The organism is Metabacillus rhizolycopersici (assembly GCF_020075705.1).
On record NZ_JAIQUM010000196.1, the window covers coordinates 1 to 1,646 of the forward strand.

General features: G+C 36.6%; 2 protein-coding genes and 1 pseudogene. 2 read left to right on the forward strand and 1 reads right to left on the reverse strand.

Going from position 1 to position 1,646, the window contains the following annotated elements:
• Positions 1–444 (forward strand): annotated as a pseudogene (locus K9V48_RS27880) (IS6 family transposase); the annotation flags it as partial.
• A 65-nt stretch (positions 445–509) separates the two neighbouring features.
• Here the strand turns inward: K9V48_RS27880 and K9V48_RS27885 are convergent.
• Positions 510–1,163 (reverse strand): histidine phosphatase family protein, encoded by a 654-nt coding sequence (locus tag K9V48_RS27885; protein ID WP_224142299.1) that lies wholly within the window; start codon positions 1,161–1,163, stop codon positions 510–512.
• 234 nt (positions 1,164–1,397) lie between these two features.
• Between K9V48_RS27885 and K9V48_RS27890 the strand changes: the two genes are divergently transcribed.
• A partial coding sequence (locus K9V48_RS27890) for a transposase domain-containing protein (RefSeq protein ID WP_498043138.1) occupies positions 1,398–1,646 on the forward strand: 249 nt, incomplete at its 3' end.

Sequence of the window (1,646 nt, forward strand, 5' to 3'; positions counted from 1 at the left end):
GGATGTACCTATATCGTGCCGTTGATTCAGAAGGAAATACGATTGATTTTTATTTAAACAAAACAAGAAATCATAAGGCTGCAAAGCGCTTTTTCAAGAAAGCTTTGCGGTCTTTTCATGTTCCAAATCCTCGTGTTATCACAGTAGACAAGAACCCATCCTATCCTATGGCGATTGAAGAGTTGAAGAAAGAGAAAAAGATGCCTGAAGGCACCCAAATAAGACAGATTCGTTATCTGAACAATATTGTTGAACAGGATCACCGTTTCATTAAGAAATGAGTACGATCCATGCTGGGATTCAAGTCCTTTCAAACAGCTACTTCTATATTGAGTGGCATTGAAGCCATGCATATGATGAAAAAAAGGACAACTTCACCAACGGGTGCAGTCTGTCCAAAATGAAGTCAAGTTCATACATAAGTTGTTTGGAATGGTATCATAATCTGTCATTGAACAGGTCATGTAGATTCTATGTCTCCATCAAATAGTTTTTGCACCAGAACCCCTTTAAATAATTAGTGAACTTTTGTTTAATTGTACATTCCCTCTATCTCTAAACGAAGTATCAGCAATTTTCTCTACCTTTGGCTGACCATTTTTATAGCTCACAACAGAAACACTGCAGTTCTCATGTACGGCAAATTCCTTGCTGTTTGTAATTTGAATCATGTAATTTCCAATGGTAACACCGTGTGAAAAAATAAGAATATTACCACCTTCTGAAGCATGCTTTTCTATGATTTCTTTAATAGCACTTTGAGTCCTTGTAAAAAGCTGTGCATAGGACTCCCCCTCAGGGGCACAAGCATTTACATCAAGACTAAATAATGTTTCAAGTACATTCCCATATAAGTTTGGAATTTCCGATTCTAATAAAGATTCTAAAACACCAAAGTTCATTTCTTTAAGTCGTTTATCAATCATTAAAGGAATATTCTTTTCTCCAATCGCATATTTCGCTGTATCAAGAACTCTCTGGCTGTCACTTGAGTAAGATGCAGTAAAATGAATGTCAGACAAACCTTCACCTAAGGATTTTGCTTGCGAGATCCCTTTTTCAGTTAGCGGCGAATCACAAAAGCCTTGCATCCTTCTCTCGACATTATATTGAGTTTCTCCATGCCGAACAAAATAGAGTGTGACTTTGTTTTCATTATTCACGTTAACACTTCCCTTTTCCTAAAAGTTCATTACTTTATTCAACAAAATGGCCCTTATATACAGTATGTTTTTCCACCGTATTCAACGTACTTTATTATAACAAAAATGGTAGTTTACTATCTTTATGGAATCATTATATACGGTTCTGGTGCAAAAATTTCAAGACAATTGCAAGTAAGCTTTAAATCTTGGACATACTGATACTATTACTCTTAAAAAAGGTGTATGACCGGTATGGAAAAGGGAGATTTGTTCAAACGGAAACATTATCAGCCTGACATTATTTTGTTAACAGTGAGATGGTACCTACGGTACAACCTCAGTTTTCGTGATTTAGTGGAAATGATGGAGGAGCAAGGCCTGCCGATAGCTCATACAACCATTATGCGTTGGGTTCATCAATATGGACCTGAATTAGATGAAAGAGTACGGCGTCATCTCAAGCAAACAAACGACTCGTGGAGAGTCGATGAAACCTATATA